Origin of the sequence: Streptomyces caeruleatus, from assembly GCF_001514235.1 — a bacterium.
In the GTDB taxonomy this organism is placed as follows: Bacteria; Actinomycetota; Actinomycetes; order Streptomycetales; family Streptomycetaceae; genus Streptomyces; species Streptomyces caeruleatus.
In genome coordinates, this window is record NZ_KQ948965.1 from 1 (window position 1) to 1,172 (window position 1,172).

At 70.1% G+C, this 1,172-nt stretch carries 1 protein-coding gene; it reads right to left on the reverse strand.

Features of this window, described 5'->3' with window-relative positions:
* The coding region (locus AQJ67_RS44220) for an acyltransferase domain-containing protein (RefSeq protein WP_159058960.1) at positions 1 to 1,172 on the reverse strand (1,172 nt) is incomplete at both ends.

Here is a 1,172-nt window from a genome sequence, read left to right on the forward strand (position 1 = left end):
GACCGCCGCGACGGTGGCCTTCTCGCCCCAGCCGGCAATCTCACCCGCCGCCCCGGCGATCTCGGCCTCGCTCGCCTCGACCGCCAGCATGGCCCCTTCAGCAGGCAACGCCTGCATCAACCCGGCCCTTGCGGCCACCACCCGGCACGCATCCGGCAGGGAGAGCACCCCCGCGACGTGCGCCGCGGTCAGCTCACCGATCGAATGACCGGCCACGTAGTCCGGTGTCACACCCCAGGACTCGAGCAGGCGGAACAACGCCACCTCGAACGCGAACAACCCGGGCTGCGTCCACTCGGTACGGTCCAGACCCTCGCCGCTGAACACCACGTCCTTCAACGACCCCGGCAGCATCCCGGCGAAACCCTCGCACACCTCCTCGAAGGCCTCCGCGAACACCGGGAACGCCTCGGCCAACTCCCGCCCCATACCAGCCCGTTGCGCACCCTGACCCGTGAACAGGAACGCCGTCCGGCCCCCCTGGCCGGCTGCCCCGGTCACCACACCAACACCCGGCTCCCCTTCAGCCAGCCCGGCCAGCCCCGCGATCAACTCGTCACGGCCGGTGCCGAGAACGACCGCCCGGTGCCCGAAACTCGCCCGAGTGGAGACCAGCGCCGCACCGACGTCCACCGGATCCAGCTCCGGATCCGCCTCCACGTGCACCGCGAGCCGCCGCGCCTGCTCCCGCAGCGCCAACTCCGACCTGGCCGACACCACCCACGGCACCACCACAGGCGGGACAACAACATCCGCACCAGAGACCGGCGTTGATTCGGGGGCCTGCTCCAGAATCACATGGGCATTGGTGCCACTGACCCCGAACGAGGACACCCCCGCCCGCCACGGCCGATCAACCACCGGCCACGGCCGCTGCTCAGTCAGCAACTCCACTGCACCCGCCGACCAGTCCACCTCGGGAGTCGGCTCATCCACATGCAACGTCCGAGGCAACACACCCCGCTGCATCGCCAACACCATCTTGATCACACCAGCCACCCCCGCCGCGCCTTGGGTGTGACCGATGTTGGACTTGAGCGACCCCAGCCACAGCGGACGACCCTCCGGCCGGTCCTGCCCATAAGTCGCCAACAGAGCCTGGGCCTCGATCGGGTCACCCAGCCGGGTGCCCGTGCCGTGCGCCTCCACCGCATCCACCTCAGCCGCAGCCA